Here is a 25,634-nt window from a genome sequence, read left to right as displayed (position 1 = left end):
TTATTCGCCCCCTATATAGCCAACCCACTGTTCTTCAATGAATTCATACGGTTGATTATTTTCTTCGCAGAAAGACTTGATTGCTCTCATAGCTTTCACGCTGGGTTTTGCTTTGTTCAATTCCCAACGGTTGACCGTAGACAGCGCAACATTTAGCTTATGAGCAAATTCCTCCTGCGTATAAAAGGATTTTTGCCGTGTAATTCTAATTGTTTCCCCCAAGCTCATTAAGCAACCCTCCTGCGATTTTTTCCTTTATTTTAGCATCAATTAGGCGTTTGGTCAATGAGTCAAACTCTTCTGCAAGCAGGGCTTTCGTGACACGAAAGCGATTTTCTGCTTGTTGGGGAAACTCCCCAATCCCCATAGAACGCTGCCTGCGGCATCGAGCTGCGCATCCGTTTCGGATGCTTTAACGGCAGTTCCTGCCAAATAAAAAAGCCTGGTGCAGTATGAGCATTACACCCACACTGCACCGGACTTTCCATCATCGACTACTTTGTCTATTTTCTTCTTCCTGCCGCACTTCCTGCTCATGCATCTGCTCTTTTTTCTGCTCGTCCTCTTTTAGGATTTCCTGCACAATCTTCTGTGCCACAAGCCAATCTTGCATTTCCGATTTGGTCTTGCGGTACTCTGCATAGGAGCTTTTCTTTCGTTCCAGAAGCATTGCATACTCTGCGTTCAGCTCGCTGATGCGCGGGAGCTTTTTGTCAGAACCGTTCTCTTTCTTATAGGCATCAAACGCCTTTTTCGCTGCGCTGCGTAAGGCCAGCGAATCCCGATGAACTTCATAGAACTCCCGATTGTAGCCGGATGCCTTATATGCAGCAAAGACATCTTTTGTCTTGGCATAATTGATTAGATGCTTCCGCAGCACCGACACTTCTGACATCCGTGCCTCATCCGCCTTTACAGATTCCAGCAGCGCATCGCATTTTTCAGAAATTCCATCCGCCTTTTCCTTCAGCTCTGCATAGCTCTTGATTCCATGCTCTTCCATGAACATCATGGCTTTTGCCATCTGCTTCAGATTGAATACTTTCGCCCAACGCGCATATCCCGCGCCTTTGCCTGCTTGCATTTTGGCACGGACATCAATAAGGAACGACAGCTCTGCCTTCTGATGCACCTGTGCTGACCTTGCGCTTGTGCGGGTTTTCTCTGCAAATTTGCTTTTATGAACCACATTCCCAGCAATCACTTCGCAGAGTTCTTCGACCGAATATCCTTTGCCAAGAGAGCGGAAGCGGGCAAATCTGGCATGGCCTTTTCCCCGCAGTGCAGGCTGTTTTCCATCTTTATACTCGTACCCTGCTTCTTGCAAAATTCCAATCAGTTCCTGGAAGTCTTTTGGCTTTATTTCCAATGCTGCATCAATGGCCTCACAGATTTCATCCCGCTGCGACTTTTTCTCCGGGTATTCCGTTCTCTTCTTCCGCTCCCCGTAGGGCTTTCGGACAATGACCGACAACCGGTGTTCCAGGCAGACGATATCACTGAGCCTTGCCAGCGCAAGACCTGATAAGCGAAAATCTCGGAATTTTCTGGTGCAGTCTAATGTAGTTGAATTAAAAATAATATGGTTATGAATGTGCGCACGATCAACATGGGTAGCCACGATAAATGCGTGTTTTCCCTTGGTGAATCGCATGGCCGTCTCATACCCAACCTTATTCGCCTCCTCCGGCGTGATCTCTCCGGGCTTAAAGGATTGCCGAATCTGATATGCAATCACATCATGCGCCTGGGTTCTACCGGTGATATGCTCATACTGCCGTTTAGAAAGCAGAAATTCTTCATCACAGGTCTTTGCGTCACAGGCATACGCGCTGATATATTTTCCATCTTCCGTCTTTGCTGCATTCTCAGAATAATCAGTACGGTCAGCCAGACACTGCGCTACCGTCTTTCCTTTATTGATATGCAGCGCAATTAGTCTTGTAGCCGCCATTTTCATATTCCTCCATCTAAAAAGAGCTACCCGAAGGCAGCTCTTACCAATCTACTATTCTCATTTTAACATCCGTTCCCGGTCATAAGCTCCCTGCAAATAAACGGCCTGCTTGATGATTTCTTCCATATCGAAATAGACGCACATAATGCTTTCGTACAGCTTCCACACATTAGATTCGCTGCCGCCCACCATTTCCATCAGCTGGTCTTCCATCTTCGATTGCTCAGACTGTTTTTCCTGATAAGCAGTCTCTTCCACAAAATGATTCTCTCCATCTGTTTCCTCGTACCGTAAATCATAATAATCTTTCATAAACTGAATATCCATCGAATCCCTCCTGAACTCAAATTGTCAAAACATCCTCTACACGCTCACACAGCTGTTCCATCAGTTCCATGATGCCGCCCACACCAACCGCAGCTGCGAACAGCCCCATCTCAATCAGGGTCAGCAGAAACACATCCGTCCAGCTCGCCCGAACCACCGAATAGATGCCGCAGCCAAAAACGAAAAGCATGATCGGCGAAAGCACCCACAGGGATAGCTGCATCAGCAGATTCCAGATAAAGCATAGAAATCGCAGCAGAAACGCAACTGGCAGCAACAGGATTTTCAGCATCAGCTTCAACAAAAAACATACGATCTTCATGGATTTCACCCCTTCGTTTTTCTTTTCATCTTCATTTTACTGTACCCGCTTGCCAAACACCACGATGTCAACAGGAAGACCTGCAAAAAATATGTAATGACACAGACTGTTTCATCTGTGCCATGTGCAATAGAAATTCCGCACGTTTGCGCCGTCATCGAATACCAGAAAGCCTCTTTAAGATCAGCTTTTGCATCTCCCAGAGTTCATCCAGTCGCTTCTGCAAATCCCGGATATCCTCCGCATAGATGCTTCCAGATTCATTGGCGCGTTTTGCGTACTGGTTCAGGTTGTTGCTGCATCGGCGAAGAAGTGTGGATACCTGCGCCACATCCGACAAATCAAGATTTACGCAGTACCCGTCCATCGCCATCTTTCTCATATAGGCACCGGTATTGCGGATGCCTAATTCTTTCTGCTTTTCACGAATTCTCGCCAGCTCTTCCGGGTTTACCCGGACATTGATCCAGTGTTCCCGAACACTCATAGTGCCACCTCCTCATCATTTCGATGTGTCATCGGCGGAATGCGCCCTGCACGGTCACGCAGCTCTGCCAGTACAGACGGCTTTTCCGTTGTTTTTTCACGGTCAGGATCATCATTTCCACGGTCATCCATATTTAGCAGTGCGTCCAGTTCTGCCAGTCTTGCACTCTTTTCTGCCAGTTCTGCCTCCTGGGGAAATGGCTTTCCAAGCTCGGCCTGCGCCGCTTCCTGCTGGCTCCTAAGATTGTCCAACTGCTGTTCCGCCTTTTCCAGCCTTGCAGGAATCCCGGCAAGAGCATTGTCCAGACGCTGGATATTGCCCGCAGCACTGGTGCCAATGGGCACCCGGTGGGTCATCTCACCTTTCAGCAGTACCTGATACTCTTTCTGGAAGCTGTCAAATGCCAGCTCCATCTTGAAACCACGGTAACTGCCAAGCGGCACCGGCTCCAAACTCTGATTGGCTTTACAGACCGCAAGAATTGCTTCACCGGCCTCGGCTTTTTCAGTAAATTGTGTGCCATTCACCTCCATACCGCAGAACTCCTCTTCCGGCAGCGGATGTGCCGCCACCGTCCGAATATCCGACTGAAAGCCCTTGATGAACCCTTGCGTTTTCTCAATCTCCGCAGGGAAATATTTCATCAATTTATCTTCCAATCGGTACTGCTGGCTCTGATGATCCGCCTTCAATACTTTCAGCCTTGCAACATCTACATCCAAGTCCATTTTCTCCTTGATTTGCGGGTCTCCGGCACAAAGTGCCTTGATCTCTGCATAGGAAAGAGCCTGCTCATCTACATCATCACAGGAACGTACCGGAGATTTGCTGGTCATGATCTGGCTGATAAATTTCTGCTTATTCTCCAGTGTCTGATAGAGGTAGGCATCAAAAGTTCCTTCCGTCACATACTGATAAACCTGCACTTCTTTGTTTCGGTTTCCCTGACGGATGATACGACCATTTCGCTGGGTCATGTCCGCAGGCCGCCAGCCCACATCCAGATGATGCACGGCCACCAGCCTGTCCTGCACGTTCGTGCCTGCACCCATCTTCTGTGTCGAACCTAACAATACCCGTACCTGTCCGGTACGCACTTTGGCAAACAAATCTTTCTTTTTTGCCTCAGTATCGGCATCATGAATAAATGCGATTTCTTCTTCCGGCACACCGGACTGAATTAGTTTGGCGCGGATATCCTCATAGACATTGAAGGTTCCATCGTTCTTCGGCGTGCTGAGGTCGCAGAACAGCAACTGGGTCAGCTTATCCGACTGTCCTTCCTCATAAATCCGAAGCACATTCCGCACACAGGCGTTGAGCTTGCTATTTGGGTCATCCGGCAGGAGCGGATTCATCAATCGCTGATCCAGTCCCAGCTTTCTGCCATCCGATGTGATTTTCAGCATGTTATCGACCGACGGGTCTACCACACCGGAATGCACAGCCGCCGCCCGTTCCGAAAGCTCCGCCACCATCGCCTGCTGATGCTCCGAAGGCTGCACCACCACGGTTTCAAATTTTGCCTCCGGCACCGGCAGATGCAGCTGATCGGAAGTCTTGATATCTGCCACTTCCTTGAATATATTCATCAGCTCCGGCAGGTTGAAGAATTTTGCAAATCTTGTTCTTGCCCGGTATCCGGTTCCTTCCGGTGCCAGCTCAATGGCTGTGGTGGTCTCACCAAAGGTAGAAGCCCAGCTGTCGAAATGGGTCAGCCCTTTCTGCTGCAACGTGCCGTACTGGAGATACCGCATCATGGTGTAAAGCTCCGTCATGCTGTTGCTAACCGGGGTGCCGGTCGCAAAAATGATGCCGCGCCCGCCTGTCAACTCGTCCATATATTGGCACTTCATAAACATATCCGAAGATTTCTGCGCTTCCGATGTGGACAAGCCTGCAACATTGCGCATTTTTGTGTAGAGGAACAGGTTCTTAAAGGCATGTGCTTCGTCTACAAACAGTCGGTCTACGCCCAGCTGCTCAAAGGTAATCACATCGTCTTTTCGGTCGGTTGCCCGAAGTTTCTCCAATCTCGCCTCCAATCCTTTCCGGGTCTTTTCCATCTGTTTGATGGAGAAACGTTCGCCATTCTGGGATTTCATCTCAGCAATGGCGTTTTCGATTTCATCAATCTGGGCAGTCAAAATCCGCTCCTGCCGTTCTGCGGACACCGGAATTTTCTCAAACTGGGAATGCCCGATGATGACTGCATCGTAATCACCAGTAGCAATTCGTGCGCAGAACTTCTTTCTGCGGGCAGTTTCAAAGTCCTTTTTGCTTGCCACCAGCAATTTTGCACTCGGATACAGACGCAGAAACTCGTTTGCCCACTGAAGGGTCAAATGATTCGGAACGACAAACATGGATTTCTGGCACAGTCCCAGCCGTTTTGCCTCCATAGCAGAAGCGGCCATCTCGAAAGTCTTACCGGCACCCACTTCGTGGGCCAGCAGCGTATTGCCGCCGTACAGCACATGAGCAATGGCATTCTGCTGGTGTTCCCGCAGCCGGATTTCCGGATTCATGCCGCCAAAGCGGATATGAGAACCATCATACTCACGGGGACGAGTGCTGTTGAACAGCTCGTTATACTTTTCCACAAGTTCCGCGCGGCGATAAGGGTCTTTCCACACCCAGTTCTGGAACGCATCCTTAATGGCCTGCTGTTTCTGCTGGGCGAGGGTGGTCTCCTTTTTATTCAGAACCCGCTTCTGCTTGCCGTCTGCATCCTCCACGGTATCGTAAATACGAATATCCCGCAGATTCAACGTATCCTCCAGAATTCGGTAGGCATTGGCACGGCTGGTGCCGTAGGTCATATAGGCATGAACATCATTCCGGCTCGGTGTACTCTTGCCGGTAATTTGCCATTCTGCCGTCATGGGAGAGAATTTCACTTCAATATTTCTGCACAGATAGAACGGCGGTTCAAAGGTTTCTTCCATAAACTGCTGGATATAATCCCGATTGACCCATGTGGCACCAAGGCGCACATCAATCTCCGACGCATCCAGGTCTTTCGGCTGTGCTTCCTTCAAATATTCCGTGTTTACCGCAAAGGCAGGGTCAGAAGCCGCAGCCAGTTCTGCCACGCGGAGTTTTTCCCGGACATTGCCGGACAGATATTCATCAGCCGTCACCCAGCCAGTTTCCTCGCCGCCCTGCGTCATCGGGTCTTTGAAAATGACACCATGCAGTTCCTGCTGGATTTTTTCAAATTCTCCCGGTGTACCTAAAAGCTCCGACATATAGGGCAAATCCACTTTGCCGCGCTCTCCGATGGAGATTGCCAGAGCCTCTGCCGGAGTATCTACGCTGGTAACAGCCCGTTCCGGTCGAATCGTCCGTTTGGTGAACATATCCGCCTTGGATTCCAGCCTGCCGTTTTCATCTACATTTTCCAGAGAGCAGAGCAGATAATAAGACGAATCTTCCGAAAAAGCCTGTGCATTTGCACGGGAATTGATAAGCCCATACTGATCGGCGAATCGGTCATAGGCTACATTCAGTTCCCGCTGTTTCTGGGCAATCGCTTCCTCCGGGTAATCGTTCAACTGATAGTCGATCAGTTCCTGCACAATGGTGCGAAGCTCCACCATGCCCTTGATCCTGCCGGTGGCTGTCGCAGAAAGGTCAGCCTTCCGCATGATGCTGTTCTCACGGAAATAAACATCTCCGTCCACCACCGCATAGGAGAAGTTCTTTACATTGGGGTCTGCCGGAATGGTTTCGCCCTGCAAGGACAACTCCTCCTCCGGTGCCAGCTCCTGTGCTTCATAATGACCGTCGATGTGCTGCACCGCCTCATGCAGCTGGTCTCCCAGATCCGCACCTGGAATCGGAATGACCGTACATTCTTCCTTGCCGTACTGGGTACTTTCCGTTGTAATCTCACCTAGCACCATTTCCGGGTGCTCAACAAAGTAGCTGTTGAGGGTAATACCCTCCGATGTCAGCCCCAGATGCACCCAATCCGGTTCGATATCAATGGGATGGTCTCTCTTTTGCAGGAAAATGATATCCGACACTACATCTGTACCGGCATTGGCACGGAATGCGTTGTTGGGAAGTCGGATAGCTCCCAGCAATTCTGCCCGCTGCGCCAGATACTTTCGTGCGTCCGGATTCTTGGAATCCATCGTATAGCGGCTGGTAACAAAGGCCACGATACCACCGGGGCGAACCTGATCCAGTGCCTTGGCAAAGAAATAGTTGTGGATAGAAAATCCGAGTTTATCATAGGGCTTATCGCTGACACGGTAGTTGCCAAAAGGCACATTGCCCACGGCCAGATCATAAAAATCACGCCGGTCAGTGGTCTCAAAGCCTGCCACCTTGATTTCTGCCTGCGGATACAGCTTTTGCGCAATACGCCCGGTGATGGAATCCAGTTCCACACCATACAGCCTGCTTCCCAACATGAAATCCGGCAGCATACCGAAGAAGTTGCCGACACCCATCGACGGTTCCAGAATGTTGCCTTTCTCAAATCCCATACCGTCCAATGCCTCATAGATTGCACGGATCACGGTAGGACTGGTGTAATGCGCATTCAGAGTCGAAGCTCTGGCTGCGGCATATTCTTCTTCCGTAAGAGCTGCTTTCAGCTCCTTATATTCGCCTGCCCAGGCAGTTTTCTCTGCATCAAAGGCATCTGCCAGTCCGCCCCAGCCGACATAATTGGCCAGCGTTTCCTGTTCCTCTGGTGTCGCATCCCTATGCTGGTTTTCCAAGGTTTTCAGCGTGTAGATGGCATCCATGTTGGCACGGAATTTCTGCTTAGGACTGCCTTCACCGAGGTGAAAACTGTTGATGCGGTAGTTCTCCGCATGTTTTGCTTCATGCCCTGCCCGGAACGCTTCTTCTTTTCCAGAATTCAGATCAACCACCAGATTGTGCAGGTGAACATTTTCCTCATGCCCCAAAATTCTTGCCAGATTTTCCTTGCTTTCCGAGCGGAAGATCGGATACACGGAATCCGGGTCCCGAAGTTCCACATCGAAAAGCCCGACTTTTTCAATCGTAAATGCCTTTCCGTCCAGATACAGCGTATCGCCAACGCGATAATCCGGCTGCACCGGAGCTGCGGGTTCTGGCTGCACAGTTGCAGGCTCTTTTTCAGCCTCCATGTTCCTGCCGCGAATCTCCTGCAACGCCTCTGATGCACTCACATAATCGGCAAATGTCTGCACTTTTCCGTCCGAATATCCGTAATACTCTTCTTTGACATAATCCCAGATGGCAAACGCATCTTTAGAATCCGGAAAGTTCTCGCCGGTCATTGTGACCACAAACCGTTCATCCGGTGCATAGCCAGACTCTCTGGAAAGTTCGCTGGCGTGTTCCTGCATTTCCAGTACCAGAGGATCTGTCTCTGCGTGAGCCGATTCCTGTACTTCTTCGGATTCCACATCTGGGAATGGAATGTCCTGCTGCAAATTCTGCTTGCTCTGTTCAACATAGAGCCAGTCTTTTGCTTCCCGTTCCTGAACTTTTTCAATCAACTGCTGGCGGTAGGTCTCTGCCTCCCATTCGCTGGTAAACTCTTCGCTGACACCATCCGGCTCCACATGAATGCCGTCCTGAATATCATCCCAGACCGCATAACCATCGTCTGTCTCCATCACGGTAAACCGCTGTGGTGCCGCCAGTTCACTCCGGGCATATACATCCGCAGCCGTATTCAGCATGTTGTCCACATGCTCATTTCCGGTATCATAGCGTTCCGGTGGCGTTGGCGGAAACACATGGGCGGCAGTCGGCATAGGAAGCGGCGCGCCGTATTCCTGCTCCAGCTTCCGATACTCTTCCATTTCCAGCGCGGTCAGGTACTGATCATTTTCCACAAGCCGGTCTAACCGCTTATCCACCGCCGACCATGTGAGTCGCACTTCCCGGTCATGGTCATAATTGCGAAGCAGAATACCTCTTCCGTTATAATCGGCAAAACCGCGACTGCCATCCATAAAGGTATAGCTGTGGCCACCGAGACCGTATTCCGCTTTCAAGAATGCAGCTCGTTCTTTTGCGTCCCCTTGCTGCTGATACAGCGCATAAATACGGATCTTTCCGCCTTCAAAATTGGAGCCTGTCCGCAGCATCCGGTCGATTTCATCCTCAGAAATAACAAAAGCGGAGGGCTTTTCGCTCTCCGCTTCTTTGGCTGCATTTTCTGCCGCCGCATCAATTTTCTGAATCTGCTCTGCTTCGGACTGAAACAGACTCATGAAGTTTAACTGTTGATAAGTTCCGTCAGAATGACTTCCTCTGCCTGCGCTTTCAGCATGTTCATGTGCTGCACCCAGGCCATCTGGTTCAATTTCTTGTCCGGTGCCGGATTCGCTTTCAGAAGATCCGCCATCATCTGCTCCATCCGTGCGGTCGCGGTCTCCTGAATCTCCCACAGGTGCGGGTACAGCTTCTCGGTCAGGATCAGGTGATTGTACAGCAGCGTGTTGTTCTCCTGCAGAAACGCTCTGCGCATCCTCCCGTACTTGCCCAGGGGCTTCTGTTCCTGCACCGACAACTGGATGCCCGGAATCAGGTAATCGCCGTTCTTCGTGTAATTCAGCTCCATCATAGTTTTGGCTCCTTTCTGCCTGCTTATCTCTTTCATAGGTTCGGATCGTGCGTTCAATTTCCCGGAAGATCTGGCTGGACATTTCGCTGACCGCAGTTCCCAGCACATTGGCGGCAGCCTGCGTATTAAAATCAAAGATGTCCAGAAAATCCTCGTGCTCAAAATAGTCATCTGCATTGCCCACCGTCCGGGTAAAGACGGAATATGCGATGCTGACAGCGGCAGCTCTCTTAAAGGAAGCTCCGATGTTGAGTTCATCATATCCTTCCAGATAGGAATCTGCAACGATGTCACTGATCTGCCTGCGGTTTTCCTCCCAGTAATCCCTTGCAAGGCGTTCTGCCGCTTCCATGATATGATTTTCCAGAGACCCAGCACCGGCAGAAACATCAAATGCTGCATCCAGTGCGCGAATGATTGGCTGCTCATGCTCCGCATTCATTTTCCAGAGCTGTACCGGTCGGGAATTCTTCCGTTCTCCGGTATCTGCCACATCAAATACATACCGCAGTTTCGGCTGCTCGCCGCGCATGTCCAAAAGAGCAATGCCCTTGGAGCCACGCTTCACATAGCGGTTCATCCGATCATTCCAGAGATCGTACTCTGCACAGGCCGTCGCTTCTGGTCTCTGCTTATAGATCATCAGCTGCTCCGCAAAAGGATACTTATAAAGCCGTGCGGATGTGGTCAGAAACGCTGTCCACTGCTCTTTGCTGCCAGTGATCTGTGCCGCAGCTTCCTGCGCCATCTGCATATAATAAGCCGTTTTCGTCATCATCTGTCTTTTTCCTCCTCTCCTTTATTCGTCCGGATACAAATCCAGTGCCTCATATTCTGCATCCGTCATCTCTGCCAGTTTTGCAAGCAGCGAGGCCGTCCACCTGCGCAGGTTTCTGTCTCTGCCCGTCAGACTTTTTTGCATCTTTTGAAGCTCTTCGATCAGCCCTGTCCGTGTGCCAGGGCTGTAAAGCATCATGAGCATCCATTCGTCATCCGTAAAACGCATTTATAACTCCTTTTCTTCGCAGCGCCTGCGAGGCGGCGCAGGCGGCACCGCCTCCTGCTTTTCCTTCAGCTGATCCAGAACCGATGCTTTCTCCGCCGGTTCTTCCTTCTTTCCGTTATTGATTACGCCGTCAATCATACCGTAATCGTCTTCCATTGCCATTTCTGCGGCTTTCAGATAATTCTCCGGTTTCAAAAATCTGGGCAGCTCCTGGAAGCCGATGGAATCCACATAGTGACAGCTTACAACACCATTCTGCCGTAAAGCCACGATGTCAGACACAGAAAGACTATGCCCAGTAAAATCATCAGGGCGGGAAACATTGAATTTCGCATACAGTTCCTCCAACATCGTATTCTGATCCTTGTAGGGAAGCAGCGGAGCCGTATAAACCACTTCATAATGGTCAATATCCGGTTCCAGCCCCATCCGTTCCAGTTCGCGCATAGACGAAAAGCGTTCATATACCGTATCCTCGATGCGGCGAAGCTGCAAAATCGCATACTGGTCGGTAGCACTGTCGAGAAATGCCATCATTCTTTCGTCCGGTGCCTGATTTCCATGCACTTCATCCCATTTTTCAATTCTTGCCATCGTTCATTTCTCCCTTCTCCATAAACGGCAGGCCGTTTTCCTTTGCTTCCTGTCGCTGCTGTTCCCGCCGCTTTTCACTGTACGGCGGTCGGATACCAACACAGCGTTTCGGAATCGTATAAGTGACCGACCCATGCTCCCGGTGCTCCAAAATAAACTGCTCCGGATACTGTTTTCGCAGTTCCCGAAGCTTCTTAATCAGGCGGCTGTCATGGGTATAAATGCTGGCGGTATCCAGTTCATTATCAAAATTGATGACTGTTTCCTGCTCTGCCTTCGTAAGCTTGTATTTCATCGCTCTGCCTCCTTCGCCTTGGCAGCTTTCACCGGCGTATCCGTTCTGAAAGACAAATCCGAGAGTTTACCCAGCACAGATTCCCGTCTACTGATTTCCGCTTCCTCTGCACGATCACAAAGTTCATCATAGTCAATCCGCGTCATGGTGCGGCCACCGAACCCATAATCCGAAAGAATCTGGTCTCTGGCTGCATTCATGCTGATTTCCGTGTTGTCAATCTGTCCACCGTCAATTTCCGTAAAGTCCTTATGATATAAGGTATAGTCGTAACCGTCCTCACAGGTCTGAATGGCAAGAAAGCCCTTGCTTCCCAAATCCCATGCACTGCGTTCTTCCGTAATCAGCGGCTCCGGGCGGCATGTACCACCGCCGCGTTCCAGCATTTCTGCCAGCTGACAGATGTGCAGAACATCATACCCCAGGCGCAGATGATATTCGTCCATATATTCGCAGCGAGCTGAGAACTTCCGGTTCGGATACTCGATCTCCACTGCACTGCCATCCGGAATTTTGAACCGATCCTCGTAGTTGCTGGTGATAAACCGGATATTTTTTGCATTCTCCAGCTCAGGATCAGCCTTTTTCATCTGCCAGAGAACCTTTCTGCCGCCGCGTACCTGCTCCAGCATCTCCGGAGCTACCGGCGCAACGGCAAGACCGTCAAGCTGGGGAATCTTCTGAAGTACTACCACCCTTGCGCTTTCTTCCAACGTAGAAGACGGCTGTTTATCCAACACATCCCAGCCAATGTGTCCCTCGGTGGTCTGCACCTTGCTGTCCATATCAAAACAATGGAATTCCACGCCGTCCTGCTTTTCCTGCAAGGAAAGCAGAGCGACATTATCCACCAGATAAGCTGCATTCATCATTTTCATGCTCATTTTTTACCTCCAAACTCCAGCTTAAATGCTGCTACACCGTCCTCGCCGGTCTCTACATGAACGGTTGTGTCATAGTAACGATTGGACTTCCTGGAATAGCAATGGGTAAGCCGTGCTTTTCCACGATTTACCAGTTGCTTTGCCAGTTCCTCTGTCATCTGCTTTCCCAGTGTCTGAAAAAACCTGTTTTCCTTCCAGAGCGCAAATTTACAGCTCTTATCCCTGCAAAACCATCCTTTTGCCGTTTCGCAGACATCACTGCCGCAGGCGGGACAGGAACCAATGACCTTGCGTTCCGGCTGCATCAGCACATCGGCTCCTTTTACAGCCTCGTAGGTTTTAACAAGTCCGCTGACCATGCTGCTGATTTCGCCCATAAAGGCATCGCTGTCATACTCGCCGTGTTCTATTTTCAGCAGTTTTTCCTCCCAGTCTGCCGTCATGGATGGAGACTGAATCTGTTCCGGCACCACCGTCACCAGCGCATTTCCCTTGTCCGTAGAGCAAAGGTATCTCGTTTTCTTATCACCCCTACGCTCGATAAAGCCTTTCTGCACCAGTTTTTCGATGATGGCAGCGCGTGTAGCTGGTGTGCCGATGCCTTTTCGCTCTACACCAGCCGGAAATTCATCCGAGCTGGCACTCTCCATCGCTGAAAGCAGAAGATCTTCGGTAAATCTCTTAGGCGGGCTGGTCTTGCCCTCTTTCAGATCGACACCGGCAAGTTCCAGTGTCATGCCTTCCGAAAGCTCCGGAAGATCACCCGCCTCCGCATTCTTCTCAGCATCTTCAACCGGCTTTCCTGCATATTGCCTCCAGCCCATATCCGTGACTGTTTTGCCTTTCGTGCGGAACTTCTGACCGGCACACTCCGCTTCTACTATGGTTTCTGCATAGTGGCAGGGTGTTCCGACCGCACAAATCAGCCGCACCGCCAGCAGAGTAAGAATCGCTTGTTCTCCACTGGGAAGCGAGGAAATGTCATAACCCACCGCTGTTTTTGTAGGGATAATGGCATGGTGATCGGTGACTTTCTTAGAATTGATGACCTGCGCTGCATTCACCGGTGCCGGTACATCTGCCTGAATCTGAAAGCTCTGCTGGATCACAGAAACAAGTTCCAGCACCAGCGGTGCCATATCATCCGTCAGATACCGGCTGTCGGTACGGGGATATGTCACGAGTTTCTTCTCGTACAGAGCCTGTGTGTAATCCAGGGTCTGCTGGGCAGTGAATCCCAGCTGCCGATTTGCTTCTCTCTGAAGCGATGTCAGATCAAACAAGGCCGGGGGCTTCTCTGATTTTTCTTTCTGCTCTACCTTGGTAATGATGGCACTTCCTGCCTGGCAACACTCTGCCACCAGTTTTTCTGCTTCTGCTTTTTCTTTCATTCGCTCACCGCCCGCTTGAAAATCCCGAAATTTTAATTCTGCCGAGTAGAACGGCTCCGGCTTGAAAGCCCGGATTGCTGCATCCCGCATGACCACCATCGCAAGCGTTGGTGTCATCACGCGCCCCACATTCAGGGTCTGCCCATACAGGCATGAAAAAAGCCGGGTTGCGTTGATTCCGACAATCCAGTCGGCACGCTCCCGGCATAAAGCCGCCTCATATAAGGCATCATATTCTGTTCCCGGTCGGAGCTTCTGAAAGCCTTCCCGGATCGCACTGTCCTCCATCGAGGAAATCCAAAGTCGTTCCACCGGCTTTTTGCAGCCGCACTGATGGTAAACCAGCCGGAAAATCAGTTCTCCCTCACGCCCTGCATCGGTTGCACAGATCAGACTCTCCACATCTTTCCGCTGCATGAGCTTTTTCAGGATTCCGAACTGCTTTTTCGTGCTGGCAGATACCTGATACCGCCAATGATCCGGCAAAATCGGAAGATCATCATACCTCCACTTGGCATACTTTTCATCATAGGCTTCCGGCTGGGAAAGTTCCACCAGATGCCCCACACACCAGCTGACAAGGTAGCCATTGCCCTCCATATAACCGTCTCCGCGCTGATTTGCCCCGATCACCTTCGAGAGACTCATGGCAACCGAGGGCTTTTCCGCTAATACAAGCTTCATTCGATACTGCTCCTTTCGCAAAAAAATTAGCAGCCAGGCACCGAAGCGCATGACTGCTATGTAAGGAACGGTATTCTGTTTTAGGTCTACAAACTGGGGCTTTTATGATCTTGCCACAGCTTATCAGTCTATGCACGTCAACTGTTGAAACCGCCGTGTACCGAACGGTACGCACGGTGGTGTGAGAGGACGGCGGCTAGTCACCGCCTCCTACTCGCTTGTGCCCATGTTTCGGCCCTCCACATCATCACTCCGCGCATGCGTTGTGCCTCGCCGCAACGCATTCTGCCCCTCGCTGACTCATCGCCAGGCATCGCTGATGGTGTTCGTCTGCCCATCCTCACTTCTGCAGTATCTGCTTTTCGTTCTCCTGCACACGCCGCTCGAGCGCTGTATACTGCCGGAGCTCGTCCTCGGTAAATCCCCGGAACTTCGCCTGCTCGTAGTCACGCTCCGCGGCCGCGATATCCTGCAGCACCGCATCCGACGCCGGCAGCAGCTCGAGACGAATCTTCCGCGGCTCGCGTTTTTTCTTCGTCATTCCGTTCGCGTCTGCATCCTGTGCCTCGCCACGCTTTCCGAAAAGACCGGTCGCCTCGGCTATTTCCGCCGCTTCACGTCGTTTCCTCGGCACGTCGACCACTTCGAGCATCCCGCGTGAGACCAGCTTCTGCAGCGCGGCGCGCAGATCCCCGCGGCTCATATGCATCAGCTCCGCGAGATCCTTCCGGCTCAGCGCCTTTCCGGCATCCTTTCGATCAGTCGCCTCCACGGCATCTTCCCGCGCAGGCATCTGCGCTTCAGCCCCTCGAGTGAGCGCCTTTCCCGCGTCCTTCCGATACAGCAGCAGCGACAGCTCCGCCAGCGTCATATCATACTTCAGCGCCACCGACTCGAGATAGCGCTCGAGCAGCTTCCGGTCGCGGTACTTCTCCACGATGATCCCATCCTCCGAAATCACCTCCTGCAGCGCCTGGCTCCGCTCCTCACCGAGCTTCTGCGTCCCCGGAATCGTCGCCGGGAACACGAAACCATCCTTCGCCGCATCCACTAGAAAATGATAGACCTGCAGCCGCTTCCGCTCATACGCATCCTCATCCAGCACATGCTTGAAGAAGTCGTTGTAGCACTCGAACATCGCGAGTTTCATCTCCACCGTCCGCGCGAAGCTGATCTTCTGATTCACCAGCGAACCCTTCGTCTTCACATAATAGTAGACCGGCGTCCGCAGCGCATAGAACGTCGTCGCATAGCGCACATACTCGAGATTAAACAGAAAATCCTCGCACCAGCTGAGCTTCGCATCCATCCGGATCCCGTGCGCCTCCACAAGCGAGCGCCGGTACAGCTTATTCCACAGCACCCCATAGTAGTAGTCCGCCGGGTTCTCCATCATGAAGCCAACGAACGCTTCACGCCCGATCACCTGGTCCGCGTCGATATCCCCCTTCTGCGACACCATCTCTCCGACGACACGATAGAAATCCGCGATCACCATGTCGCAGCCCGTCTCCTCGGCCGCCCGCACCATCAGCTTCGTCGCATCCGCCGTCAGCCAGTCATCACTGTCCACGAACTGCAGAAACGTACCCCGCGCCCGCGCGATCGCCTGGTTTCGCGTATCCGACACCCCCGTATTCTCCTTATGCACGACCACCACGCGCGCATCCGCCCGCGCATATCCGTCGCAGATCTCCCCGGACCGATCCTTACTTCCATCATCCATGAGGATCAGCTCGAAATCCCGAAACTCCTGATTCAGAATACTGTCCACACAGCGCGCGAGACTCTTCTCCGCGTTATACACCGGCACGATGATACTGACCTTCGGCTCCATAGGCACCTCCATCAAAAAACTACTTCTAGTTGTACCATAAAACCCTCCCGTTGACACTCGTATATTTCTGCTCACTTTTCCCGGGCCAATGTCTCGGCCCTCCGCCTGCTCACTCCGCGCCCACGCGTCCGCACCCTCCACCTTCTCACGTCGCGTCCACCCATTCGCACTCGTTGCCTTTATCGCGCCCATGCCTCCGCCCACTACCTCCTCACGTCGCATCGAAGCACCAATTCCCTCATGAAAATGTCATATTACAGCATAAATTCGCTCATGAAAGTGTAATGAAGCACGGATTATTCCCTCATGAAAGTGGCAAAATACTGAAAAGAACGCTCATAAAAGTGGCAGAGCACGGAAATCTGAATGGTAAAATTCCGAGTTGTTGAGCTGTTCTTACTTTCTATTTTATCAGATATCGCCTACAGAGTCCATAGCTTCATAGCTCAAAACAGTTCACCCACCAACCATTTGGCTATGTAAAGGGGACGGCTTTTCAGCCGCCCCACCGGTCAACGCTGCGTTAATCAGACAGGTTCATCGTCCGATTCCGCTTCATAATCCTCGTTGACATCCACTTCTTCGTCCTCGTCACCATCATCCTCCGGCAGCTGGAGCGTATCTTCATCCTCATCGTGATAATCCGCATCCGGGTCCGGCTGATTTTTCTTGGACGCAGGCTTTACGCCCTTCATCTTGATATAGAGATAACCGCCGACACCGGCTGCACCGATCACAAACAGAAGCAGCATAATCATCGGAAGCGGAGACGATTTCTTCTGCTCGCTCTCTGTTTTCTGCTCTTCCGGTGCCGGTTCCGTCTCCTGCGGCTTTTCGGTTTCCGCAGGTTCCGTGACTTCCGGCTCCTTCTCCCGATACTTGGCAGCTTCCTCTTCATCCATCAGCGCAAGCAGATCGGCCTCGTCCACCATGTTCAGGAAATGCACATTCTGGTTGCCGTCTTTATCGCGGTCGATGATCAGATAAAAGGTGTTGCCCGCCTTTGTCACCAGCGTAATGAACTGCTGGCTGGATTTATCTTCTTCCTCACCGATATCGTCCACCAGCGTCATATTTCCTTCCGGAGTCAAAGCTGCACTGGATTTCGTCTCATCCTCGTATGACATTCCACTCTGCATCAGATCCAGAAACAGCTTCAGCGCATCTTCACTGAACATGCTGCTGTCTTTTGCAGAATCCGTGACATTCAGGTACTTTCCATGTGCATACCCGGTTTTGCCGTTGAAGTTTACCTTATACCAGTCACCGCATTTTTCGACAATCTCCACCGTATCGCCGGAATGCAGATATCCGATAATCTCCTGATCCATGCCGGGACCGGAACGAAAATGCAGACTGGTGATCCCCGGCACCACCGTACCAGTCTGCTTTTGGGACTTTTCGCTGCCGATATTGTATTCTTTGCCGCCCACCGTAACGATCAGGTTCCCATCCGCATCCGTAGAGACCTCATAGCCATCCGGCAGAACCTGCATGTCCGGGTCGATTTCGATGCTGTCGGTATTGTCCGTTTTCCCCGCATTTGTGCTTTCTGCTGCATCCGTCTCCTGTGCAGCGGTACTGACAGGCGTGTTCTTCTGCACATCATCGCCCGTATAGGCAAATGCAGTGGTCGTAAAGGTTCCTGCCGCCATCACGCTGGCAAGCAGCATTGCCATCATCTTTTTCATTCCATATCCTCCGTTTCTTTCTCATCCAGTTTCAGGTTCTCCGGGTTGGGAACCGCAGCCTGCGCCAGCTGAATGATGACTGCCAGCTGTTCCGGGGTCAGGCTCTGGGCATGTACCATTTCACAGATTTCGCTGTTTTCCTGCTCGTGGTACTTTCTGTCCCATTCCTTTCTGCGCTCCTCCCATTCATCGCGTTTCCTGCGGGCTTTCTCGCGCTCCGCAGCAATCTTTTCCAGTTTCAAGCTCATATCGTATCCTTTCCGGGCGAATAAACGCCCTATTTTTATCGAATTCTTCCCATGCAGTAGTAGTGCTGCCGCCAGTAGCTCGTCTCAATGGAAGCATAGGAAATTGGTGAGCCACAGTGGATCATCATCCCGTTGCCGACATAAATGCCCACATGGGATGCGCCACTGGTGTTGTAGGTTTTCTGGAAGAAGATCAGGTCTCCGGGCTTTGCCTCACTCTTCGGGATAATGTCGCATTTTCCCATCAGACCGTTGGCCGTCTGCCTGCCTACATTCCAGCCATTGCCGCAGTGGTTGATGACCCAGCTTACAAAACCGGAGCAGTCAAAACTGGTACTCGGCGAGCTGCCGCCCCAAACATAGGGATAACCGAGATATTTCTCTGCTTCGGTAATCATCTTCCGGAATTTTTCATCCGTCAGAGCTTCGCCCGGAATGTCGTAATCCTGGTATTCTCCGCTGGAACCCGCGCCATCCGGCGTTGCAAAGGCTATGCCTGCAAACAGGTCATCTCGATTGCCCCGGCACTCCAGTGTGACTTCGTATCGTTGCAGCTGGTCATCTGTAAGGCCGGAATTTCTTGCAACATAGTCAACGCCCCGATTGAGCAGTGTTACATTGAGGATTTTATACTCATACTGTACCGTCACCTGATAGGTGTAGGTGTGTCCGGTTCCGGTGATTGGATTGTAGCGATAGCCCACACGGGTTTCCTTCCTTGTCCGGATTTCCACCTTTTCCTCCAACTTCAGCTCATACTGCGCTTCAAAAATACTCTGGAGCCGCGCCTGCACCTGGCTTCTCGTATAGTTTTCAAATTCTACGGTCAGCAGAGATGCAAGCTCATAGGGATTGTGACCAATCTCTGCCAGATTGTAGCGATACTCGTCATAGCCCGGATGGTCGCTTTCAATGCGGTCGATTTGTTTGCGAAGTTTATCTTCCAGCTTGGTATAATCCGTCTCCACGCCTTTCAAATCTTCATCTTCTGCCGTGTAGGAAGTCCCCAGCACCACATTGCCGCCGCCATTGATCAAGACGGAGCATGACGAAACCGACCCGGCAATCACCAAAACAAGCAGTCCCACGGCTGCGATACCGATGATGATATGCGAGTGGCTCTGCACAAACTGAAATGCCTTTTCCGTTATACTGGCAGTACCCTGCGCAGCTTTGGCTGTGCCAGCTGCTGTGTTCTCCGTAGCGGCCGCACCTGCCTTCGCAGCGGCATACTCTTTTTTAATGGCCTGCTTCTGCCGCCATCGGGAAAAGAAATTGGAGGCAGCCTGCGGATCAGACTTCATGCGTTCCGTAAAGATGGAATCTACGGCATCTTTATCTGCCTTTTTCTCCAACCGCTCCAGCTTTTTGTACTGCCGCAGCTTTCGACCATACTGGAACCGGGAACCCGCGCGGGCTGCTCCCTCCGCTGAACCTTCGGTAAAATGCGCTGCCTCCACGCCGGAATTATTATCCTGGTCGGCATTGCGCACACTCTGATGCGCTTTGGCTGAAAGTGCATCTGCCGCAAGATTTCCCGGCTTCTTAGGCTTTCCGCCCTTTTTCCCGGAAGCGGCTGCATTCTTCTTTGCCTTTACCTCTTGCTCCGATTTCAGCTTCTTGCTGCGCATCTTGGCAAGATCGGCCTCGTGACGAATCTGCCTTCGGTGTTCCGCTTTTTTCTTGTTGCTGTCTCCCGTACTGCTATCGGCGGCTTTGTTCCTGGAATCGCGAAGGGTGTTCTCCGCACCCTCGCGCTCCTGCCGCAGCTTGTCTCCGAGATTCGGATTTTTCTTGCCAGCCATTGCTTACGCCTCCTTTGCTTCCTTAACTTCGGTTAATTTGGTCGTCATAATCCGGTACAGTTCCAGATCGGTCGGGAAACGATCAACGAACGGCAAAATCACATTTCCGTAGAACAGCAACCCTTCGCCTTCGCCGGAGTAGGTCACATAGGATAGCTGGTGCGGGCTGATATTCAGCTGATCCGCCAGAATCTGACGATCACCGGCTGCCTGATTCAGCATATAAATGAAGTCGCTGTTCTCAAAAATGTTCGTCACTTCGCGGGAAGAAAGCAGGTCTTTCACATTCTGGGTGATGCCGGTGGGAATGCCGCCCCATTTACGGAATCGCTTCCAGATTTCCACGCTGTAGGCCGCTGTCTGCTCTTCTTTCAAAAGCAGATGGAACTCGTCCATATAGTAGCGGGTGGCTTTACCGGCATTACGGTTGGCGGTTACACGCCCCCAGACCTGATCCTGCACCACCAGCATCCCGATCTTTTTCAGCTGCTTGCCCAGCTCCTTGATGTCATAGCAGACCAGACGGTTATTGATATCTACGTTGGTGCGGTGGTTAAACAGGTTCAGCGAACCGGTTACATAGATTTCCAGTGCCGTTGCCACATGGTGTGCTTCCTTTTCATCCTGCCGGAGCAGTGCCTCGTACAAGTCCTGCAACACCGGCATGTTCTCCGGCACCGGATTCTCAAAATAGGTCTGGTAAATTTGATGAACACATCGGTCGATGACCGTCTTTTCTACCGGCTGCAAGCCTTCTTTTCCGCCCACGATCAGCTCACACAGGGACAGGATGAAATCTGCTTTCAGGGCAATCGGATTATCCTCTTCCGAATAGTTCGCATTGATGTCCATCGGGTTGATATACTGCGTGCTGGAAGGGCTGATTTTAATGACCTGCCCCTCAAATTTCTTCACCAGTGCCGTGTACTCGGCTTCAGGATCGCACACAATTACATCGTCATCCGTCACCAGGAACGCATTGGCGATTTCTCTCTTGGCAGAGAAGGATTTACCGGAACCGGGAGTACCCAGAATCAGCCCGTTGGGGTTTTTGAGCTTTTTCCGGTCAACCATAATCAGGTTGTTGGACAGAGCATTCAGCCCATAGTACAGAGCCTCTTTCCCGGTCTGAAACAGTTCCTGGGTGGTAAACGGAACGAAAATTGCCGTGCTGCTGGTAGTCATGCTGCGCTGAATCTCAATCAGGTTCTGTGCCAGCGGCAGACAGCTCATCAGCCCCTGCTCCTGCTGAAAGTCCAGACGGCGCAGGTTGCAGTTGTACTTCTGCGCGATACTGGAAGCTTGAAACACATTGGTTTCCAGCTCCTGCTCCGTCTCGCCGGTGTTCATCACCAGAAAGGTCAGCAGGAACATACGCTCATTCTGGCTCTGCAATTCCTTCAGCAGTGCCTTTGCGTCCTTGCCGTAAGTTGCCAAATCTGACGGAATGATGTCCATATCGTATCCGGAACGGACAGCTTTCTTCTGTTCCTCAATCTTGGAACGATCCAGCTCCGTAATGGTGTGCTTGATGGATTTGATTGCTTTATTCTGGTCTACCGACTGAATGTGCATAGTCACGATCTGGCTGGATTCCATATCCAGAAAATCCTTCAGCAGCTGATCCGACAGGTCGGAAGCCGTGATCTGGAGATAGGACATGGAGCCATACATCCCGCCCATCTGAAAAATACGGTTCTTCGGAAAGGCAAAACCGGTCGGTGCAATAAAGTCCTTTACCGACAGCCCGCTCTCCGGCAACCACTTCCAATCGAAATTGAATCGGTCATGGTCACCCATGTGGAACATATCGTGCATCAGATGAAGCCGTTCCTTGCCGTTCAGCAATTTTGCCCGGACACCCAAGCGTTTGAAGTTGTTCATCAGGTCGATCTCGATGTGAATGAGCCTCGGCTTTGCCTGTTTCATGGATTCCGCCTCAATGCCAAACGTCAGGTACTTCGTCTTGGTCAGGCCGTTGTTGCCCTGGGCAAGCTGGCGGCGCAGCATGGTGCTGTACTCCGTGCGCACCGGATTGAAATGATCCTTCTGGTACGGGATACGCACCATCTTCTCAAAATTCGAGGCATCCGTAGCCATATTCATAAAAGAAAGCTCAAAGCGGATGCTGGAATCAAAGAAGTTCAGGAAGCTGCACCATTCCTCAAAGATAGCCGTCTGATCCTCCTGCTGTGCCAGCTGGTAATTGATGTCCTGAAACTGAATGGTTTTGGTGTAGTAGTTGTCCGTCACACGGCAGATACCATCCGGGAACATCCGCTGAAAGGGAATGCTATCCTGAGCTGAGTGCGGAACCGTGCTGTCACCCCTTGCTCGGTCAATCACCGTCTGCACCTGTTTTTGCTCTGCGGCTGACAGATGAGACGGCATTCGGATGTTATCCTGCTTTTTATTCTTCGCTGTCAGCTTTTCGAGAATTTTGAACAATGCGATTTACCTCCATTTCCACATCTGCCTGCTGCACCAGCAGTGCATAGTAATTTTTTGTTTTGTAAGGCCGCGTTTTCGGCCTCTTGAACTTTGCCTCATAGAAGTGCTTTGCCACCACTTCCAGCGGCTGACCGTCTTTCTCGTACATGGCGAGAAAGAAAAGCGGCAGCATCACTGCCATCATGCCAAGTGCGGCAAGGCTCAGATTTCCGCTGGATTTGAGCAAAAAGAAAACCGGAACGCCAATCAGCGCACCGGCTCCAAAGCAGAGAATCTGCCGTTTGGTCAGGTTCATAAAGACCTTGGTTTTGACCTTTGAAAGGTCTCGCGGCACAGAAATATAAGATGCCATGAATCATTCCTCCTTCCTTAGTGCGCTGCAAACACGGATTTCGCAAGGCTTCCCGTCTTAAACAGTGTAAATGCCAGCAAAACCGTATAGCCCATAACGCCCCAAATGCTGCTGATGATGTTATCCGAAAAGGACAGGTTCTGAATCAGAACTGCATAGATGCCTACACAGATCATGATAAGAAAGCCTTGGAATCCCAGTGCAAACAGGGAACGCAGGTAGTTTTGACCGGTATGGCTCTGCTCATGGTTTCCAAAGGTTGCGAACGGAATCGGCGCAAGGCTCACCATGAGATATATTTCCACCATTCGGCCATACACGATGACAAAGATGATAGCCGACAACGCCAGCATCGTGACCTGAACCACAAAGGTCTGCAAATACAGTCCCAGCAGCGGTCCCAAGTCCATTCCTTCCAGTGTAGCCTGCATTGCTGTCAGGGTCGCATCACTGACGGACGTACTGCCGGAAATCAGACCGCCGCTTCGGGAGATCACTTGCTGCGCCACATCAAAGACAGCCATCGTGATATTGAATGTGTTCGAGATCAGAGTCACTGCCAGAAAGGTCTTAAAGACCCATTTGAAAAATGTCCACGTCTCGAAATTTGCCAGATTGTTATGCTCGATGAGCATCTGGATCAGCTCATAACAGGCGATGAAAGTCAGCACCATTCCGGCAATGGGCAGGATCACGGATTCCGAGATGTTGCGGATCATAGAAAAGACCGCAGGTGAAAAGTTCGCCGGTGTGGTTCCCACATCGCCTGCGATCTGTCCAACCTGCTGGTTGACCGAATCAAACATCCCTGAAAGATTTCCCATGATACCGCTGATGATCATGCTCTTGAGCCAATCTGTGATCTGTTCAAGGATACTCTGCATGAGCCGCCTCCTTCCTTACGCAAACACACCGAACAGCTTCGCCATCCGGGACAGAAGCATGAACAGCTGTGAGAAAAGAGACAGTGCCGATGCAGTTGTAGTAAGAAACGCCATAGATTTGTCCTCCTGTAACTTGTCCGGCCTATCAGCCGGTGCGATTCTAAACTGCGGTTCTGCGCCAAACTTCCAACATGTGCACCTGCCGGAGAGCGCAGAAAATAGCCAGCTGCGGATATTGCCTGCACCTGACTATGTAACAGGCAGCTTTCGCCGCCCGGTCGGAATCTTCGCTCCGACAGCTTTCGCTTAACCGAACAGACCGGAAAGCAGCGGCACCAGAGTCGTGCCGATCAGTGCCACGCCGCCGCCAGCCATCAGCTGCTTCATGCCCTGAGACTTTGCTTATGTGTGATAAAGAAGCAATAGAAGTGCAAAAAATTTTGCCGTTCCTATCCGACACTTGGCCATTGTGTCGGATAGGTCGGGCGGTTATTCGGGCAAGTCAATCTTGCCGACAAAGCTGTAATAAATCTCAATGTCCTGCCTGCGGGTGCCGTTCTCATCATAGCTGCACTCATGCACCACAATTTTCTCGATCATTTCCCGCAAGAGAGTGGGGGTCAGTTCTTCAAAGGCAAGGTGCTTGCGGACAATGCCCATAAATTTCTCGGCGTTGACGGTAGCTGCCTGTGACTTGTCCAGTTCGGCTTGCAGGGCGGCGGCTCTCTTTTTCAGCTCCGCTTGCTCGGCTTCGTAGTCAGCCGACAGTTCCATGAAACGCTCATCGCTGATTTTGCCGTTTACATTGTCCTCATACAGCCGCTTGATAATGCGGCTGATTTCAGAAATGCGTTCCTGCGCCTGTTCAAGCTGCTTGATGGCTGCGGCGGTCTTTCGCTTGCCGCCGATCTCGTTCTGCTGGACAAGTAGTTTCACAAACCGGCTCTCATGCTTGGCTGCGTATTCGGTCACTTGCCGGAGATTTGCCAGGACACCAGCGGTCAACAGATCGGTGCGGATAAAGTGCGCCGTACAGTTGCGGGTGCGCTTCTTGTAGCTGCCGCAGATGTAGCAGTCCTGTTTGCGGTCTTTGTTCTGATACCGCTGCTGATACAGCACATGGCCGCAGTCGGCGCAGAACAAAATCCCGGAGAACAGCCCCACTTCATCGTAGCGGTTCGGGCGTTTGCGCTGTTTGCGTAACTCCTGCACCCGTTCCCATGTTTCCTTGTCGATGATCGGCTCATGGTGGTTCTCGAAAATGGCCTGCTTCTCGACGGGGTTCTCTATGCTGTGCTTGACCTTATAAGAAGGCTTTTCCGTTTTGAAGTTCACCAGACATCCGGTGTACTCTCGGTTTTCGAGGATATGAACGACGGTGTTGGTCGCCCATTTGCACTCATAGCCTGGGTGATAACGGCGGGTGCTGCCTGTCCGCTGATATTCCAGCGTCCCCGGCGTGGGGATTTGCTGCTCCGTCAGCATACGGGCAATCTTGGTCGGGCCGTTCCCGGCAAGGCAAAGCTGGTAAATCTGCTGCACCACCGGGGCGGCTTCCTCGTCTATAATAAAATTCTCGTCCTCGTCCATCACATAGCCGTAAACCGGCTTGCTGGTAACAGGCTTGCCGCTCATGCCTTTTGACTTTTTCACTGCCTTGATTTTCTTGCTCGTATCTCTCACCAGCCATTCATTGAACAGATTTCGCAGCGGGGTAAAATCGTTGTCCATGCCCTCGCTGGCACTGTCCACATTATCGTTGACAGCGATAAAACGCACACCCTTTTGAGGGAACAGCATTTCACTATTATAGACAAGAGCACAAAAAGGATAGGT

The 25,634-nt window shown here is 51.5% G+C and carries 20 protein-coding genes and 2 pseudogenes; all 22 read right to left on the bottom strand.

What is annotated here, in order from left to right; translation table 11 throughout:
- Window positions 1-228 (bottom strand): helix-turn-helix domain-containing protein, encoded by a 228-nt coding sequence (locus LK436_RS05135; protein WP_008396506.1) that lies wholly within the window; start codon window positions 226-228, stop codon window positions 1-3.
- Window positions 206-367, bottom strand: coding sequence for a hypothetical protein (locus LK436_RS05130; protein ID WP_008396505.1), 162 nt, complete (start codon window positions 365-367; stop codon window positions 206-208). The genes LK436_RS05135 and LK436_RS05130 overlap by 23 nt, the downstream gene beginning before the upstream one ends.
- 120 nt (window positions 368-487) lie before the next feature.
- A complete protein-coding gene (locus LK436_RS05125; RefSeq protein WP_008396504.1) occupies window positions 488-1,960 on the bottom strand; it encodes a relaxase/mobilization nuclease domain-containing protein in 1,473 nt (490 codons plus the stop codon).
- 54 nt (window positions 1,961-2,014) lie between these two features.
- Window positions 2,015-2,284 (bottom strand): hypothetical protein, encoded by a 270-nt coding sequence (locus LK436_RS05120; protein ID WP_008396502.1) that lies wholly within the window; start codon window positions 2,282-2,284, stop codon window positions 2,015-2,017.
- Between the two features lie 16 nt (window positions 2,285-2,300).
- Window positions 2,301-2,606 (bottom strand): hypothetical protein, encoded by a 306-nt coding sequence (locus LK436_RS05115; RefSeq protein ID WP_008396501.1) that lies wholly within the window; start codon window positions 2,604-2,606, stop codon window positions 2,301-2,303.
- A 154-nt stretch (window positions 2,607-2,760) separates the two neighbouring features.
- Entirely contained in the window at window positions 2,761-3,093 is a 333-nt protein-coding gene (locus tag LK436_RS05110) for a plasmid mobilization protein (RefSeq protein WP_002576391.1), read from the bottom strand.
- The gene (locus LK436_RS05105) at window positions 3,090-9,062 is read right to left on the bottom strand and encodes an SNF2-related protein (RefSeq protein WP_416207820.1); all 5,973 of its coding nucleotides are present in this window, start codon (window positions 9,060-9,062) and stop codon (window positions 3,090-3,092) included. The genes LK436_RS05110 and LK436_RS05105 overlap by 4 nt, the downstream gene beginning before the upstream one ends.
- 266 nt (window positions 9,063-9,328) lie before the next feature.
- Window positions 9,329-9,673: a TnpV protein gene (locus LK436_RS05100; protein ID WP_227910203.1), complete on the bottom strand. Its 345-nt coding sequence runs from the start codon at window positions 9,671-9,673 to the stop codon at window positions 9,329-9,331.
- Window positions 9,674-10,475: 802 nt separating this feature from the next.
- Window positions 10,476-10,682 (bottom strand): transposon-transfer assisting family protein, encoded by a 207-nt coding sequence (locus tag LK436_RS05095; protein WP_005929883.1) that lies wholly within the window; start codon window positions 10,680-10,682, stop codon window positions 10,476-10,478.
- Window positions 10,683-11,276, bottom strand: a complete 594-nt coding sequence (locus tag LK436_RS05090) for a YodL domain-containing protein (protein WP_008396498.1) — start codon at window positions 11,274-11,276, stop codon at window positions 10,683-10,685.
- On the bottom strand, window positions 11,263-11,571 hold the full coding sequence (locus tag LK436_RS05085; RefSeq protein ID WP_008396497.1) for a hypothetical protein: 309 nt from the start codon (window positions 11,569-11,571) through the stop codon (window positions 11,263-11,265). The genes LK436_RS05090 and LK436_RS05085 overlap by 14 nt, the downstream gene beginning before the upstream one ends.
- Window positions 11,568-12,455, bottom strand: a complete 888-nt coding sequence (locus LK436_RS05080) for an LPD16 domain-containing protein (RefSeq protein WP_008396496.1) — start codon at window positions 12,453-12,455, stop codon at window positions 11,568-11,570. Before LK436_RS05080 ends, LK436_RS05085 begins: the two co-directional genes overlap by 4 nt.
- On the bottom strand, window positions 12,452-14,530 hold the full coding sequence (locus LK436_RS05075; RefSeq protein ID WP_044930836.1) for a DNA topoisomerase 3: 2,079 nt from the start codon (window positions 14,528-14,530) through the stop codon (window positions 12,452-12,454). Before LK436_RS05075 ends, LK436_RS05080 begins: the two co-directional genes overlap by 4 nt.
- A gap of 340 nt (window positions 14,531-14,870) precedes the next feature.
- Window positions 14,871-16,367, bottom strand: a complete 1,497-nt coding sequence (locus LK436_RS05070; protein ID WP_242410986.1) for a glycosyltransferase — start codon at window positions 16,365-16,367, stop codon at window positions 14,871-14,873.
- A gap of 527 nt (window positions 16,368-16,894) precedes the next feature.
- Window positions 16,895-18,058 (bottom strand): CD1107 family mobile element protein, encoded by a 1,164-nt coding sequence (locus LK436_RS05065; protein WP_005929902.1) that lies wholly within the window; start codon window positions 18,056-18,058, stop codon window positions 16,895-16,897.
- On the bottom strand, window positions 18,055-18,306 hold the full coding sequence (locus tag LK436_RS05060; protein WP_005929904.1) for a DUF4315 family protein: 252 nt from the start codon (window positions 18,304-18,306) through the stop codon (window positions 18,055-18,057). The genes LK436_RS05065 and LK436_RS05060 overlap by 4 nt, the downstream gene beginning before the upstream one ends.
- 35 nt (window positions 18,307-18,341) lie before the next feature.
- Window positions 18,342-20,111: a C40 family peptidase gene (locus LK436_RS05055; protein WP_008396492.1), complete on the bottom strand. Its 1,770-nt coding sequence runs from the start codon at window positions 20,109-20,111 to the stop codon at window positions 18,342-18,344.
- A gap of 3 nt (window positions 20,112-20,114) precedes the next feature.
- Entirely contained in the window at window positions 20,115-22,502 is a 2,388-nt protein-coding gene (locus LK436_RS05050; protein WP_044930918.1) for a VirB4-like conjugal transfer ATPase, CD1110 family, read from the bottom strand.
- A 19-nt stretch (window positions 22,503-22,521) separates the two neighbouring features.
- A complete protein-coding gene (locus LK436_RS05045; protein ID WP_002576402.1) occupies window positions 22,522-22,914 on the bottom strand; it encodes a PrgI family protein in 393 nt (130 codons plus the stop codon).
- A gap of 17 nt (window positions 22,915-22,931) precedes the next feature.
- A complete protein-coding gene (locus LK436_RS05040; RefSeq protein ID WP_002576403.1) occupies window positions 22,932-23,798 on the bottom strand; it encodes a VirB6/TrbL-like conjugal transfer protein, CD1112 family in 867 nt (288 codons plus the stop codon).
- Window positions 23,799-24,104: 306 nt separating this feature from the next.
- Window positions 24,105-24,200: pseudogene (locus LK436_RS05035) on the bottom strand (Maff2 family mobile element protein); the annotation flags it as partial.
- Between the two features lie 87 nt (window positions 24,201-24,287).
- Window positions 24,288-25,610 (bottom strand): annotated as a pseudogene (locus tag LK436_RS05030) (recombinase family protein); the annotation flags it as partial.
- Window positions 25,611-25,634: the final 24 nt, after the last annotated feature.

Origin of the sequence: Clostridium sp. M62/1, from assembly GCF_020736365.1 — a bacterium.
GTDB classification, from domain to species: Bacteria; Bacillota; Clostridia; order Lachnospirales; family Lachnospiraceae; genus Otoolea; species Otoolea saccharolyticum_A.
Note: the sequence above shows the minus strand (reverse complement) of the source record. Positions and strands in the feature narration are given on the sequence as shown.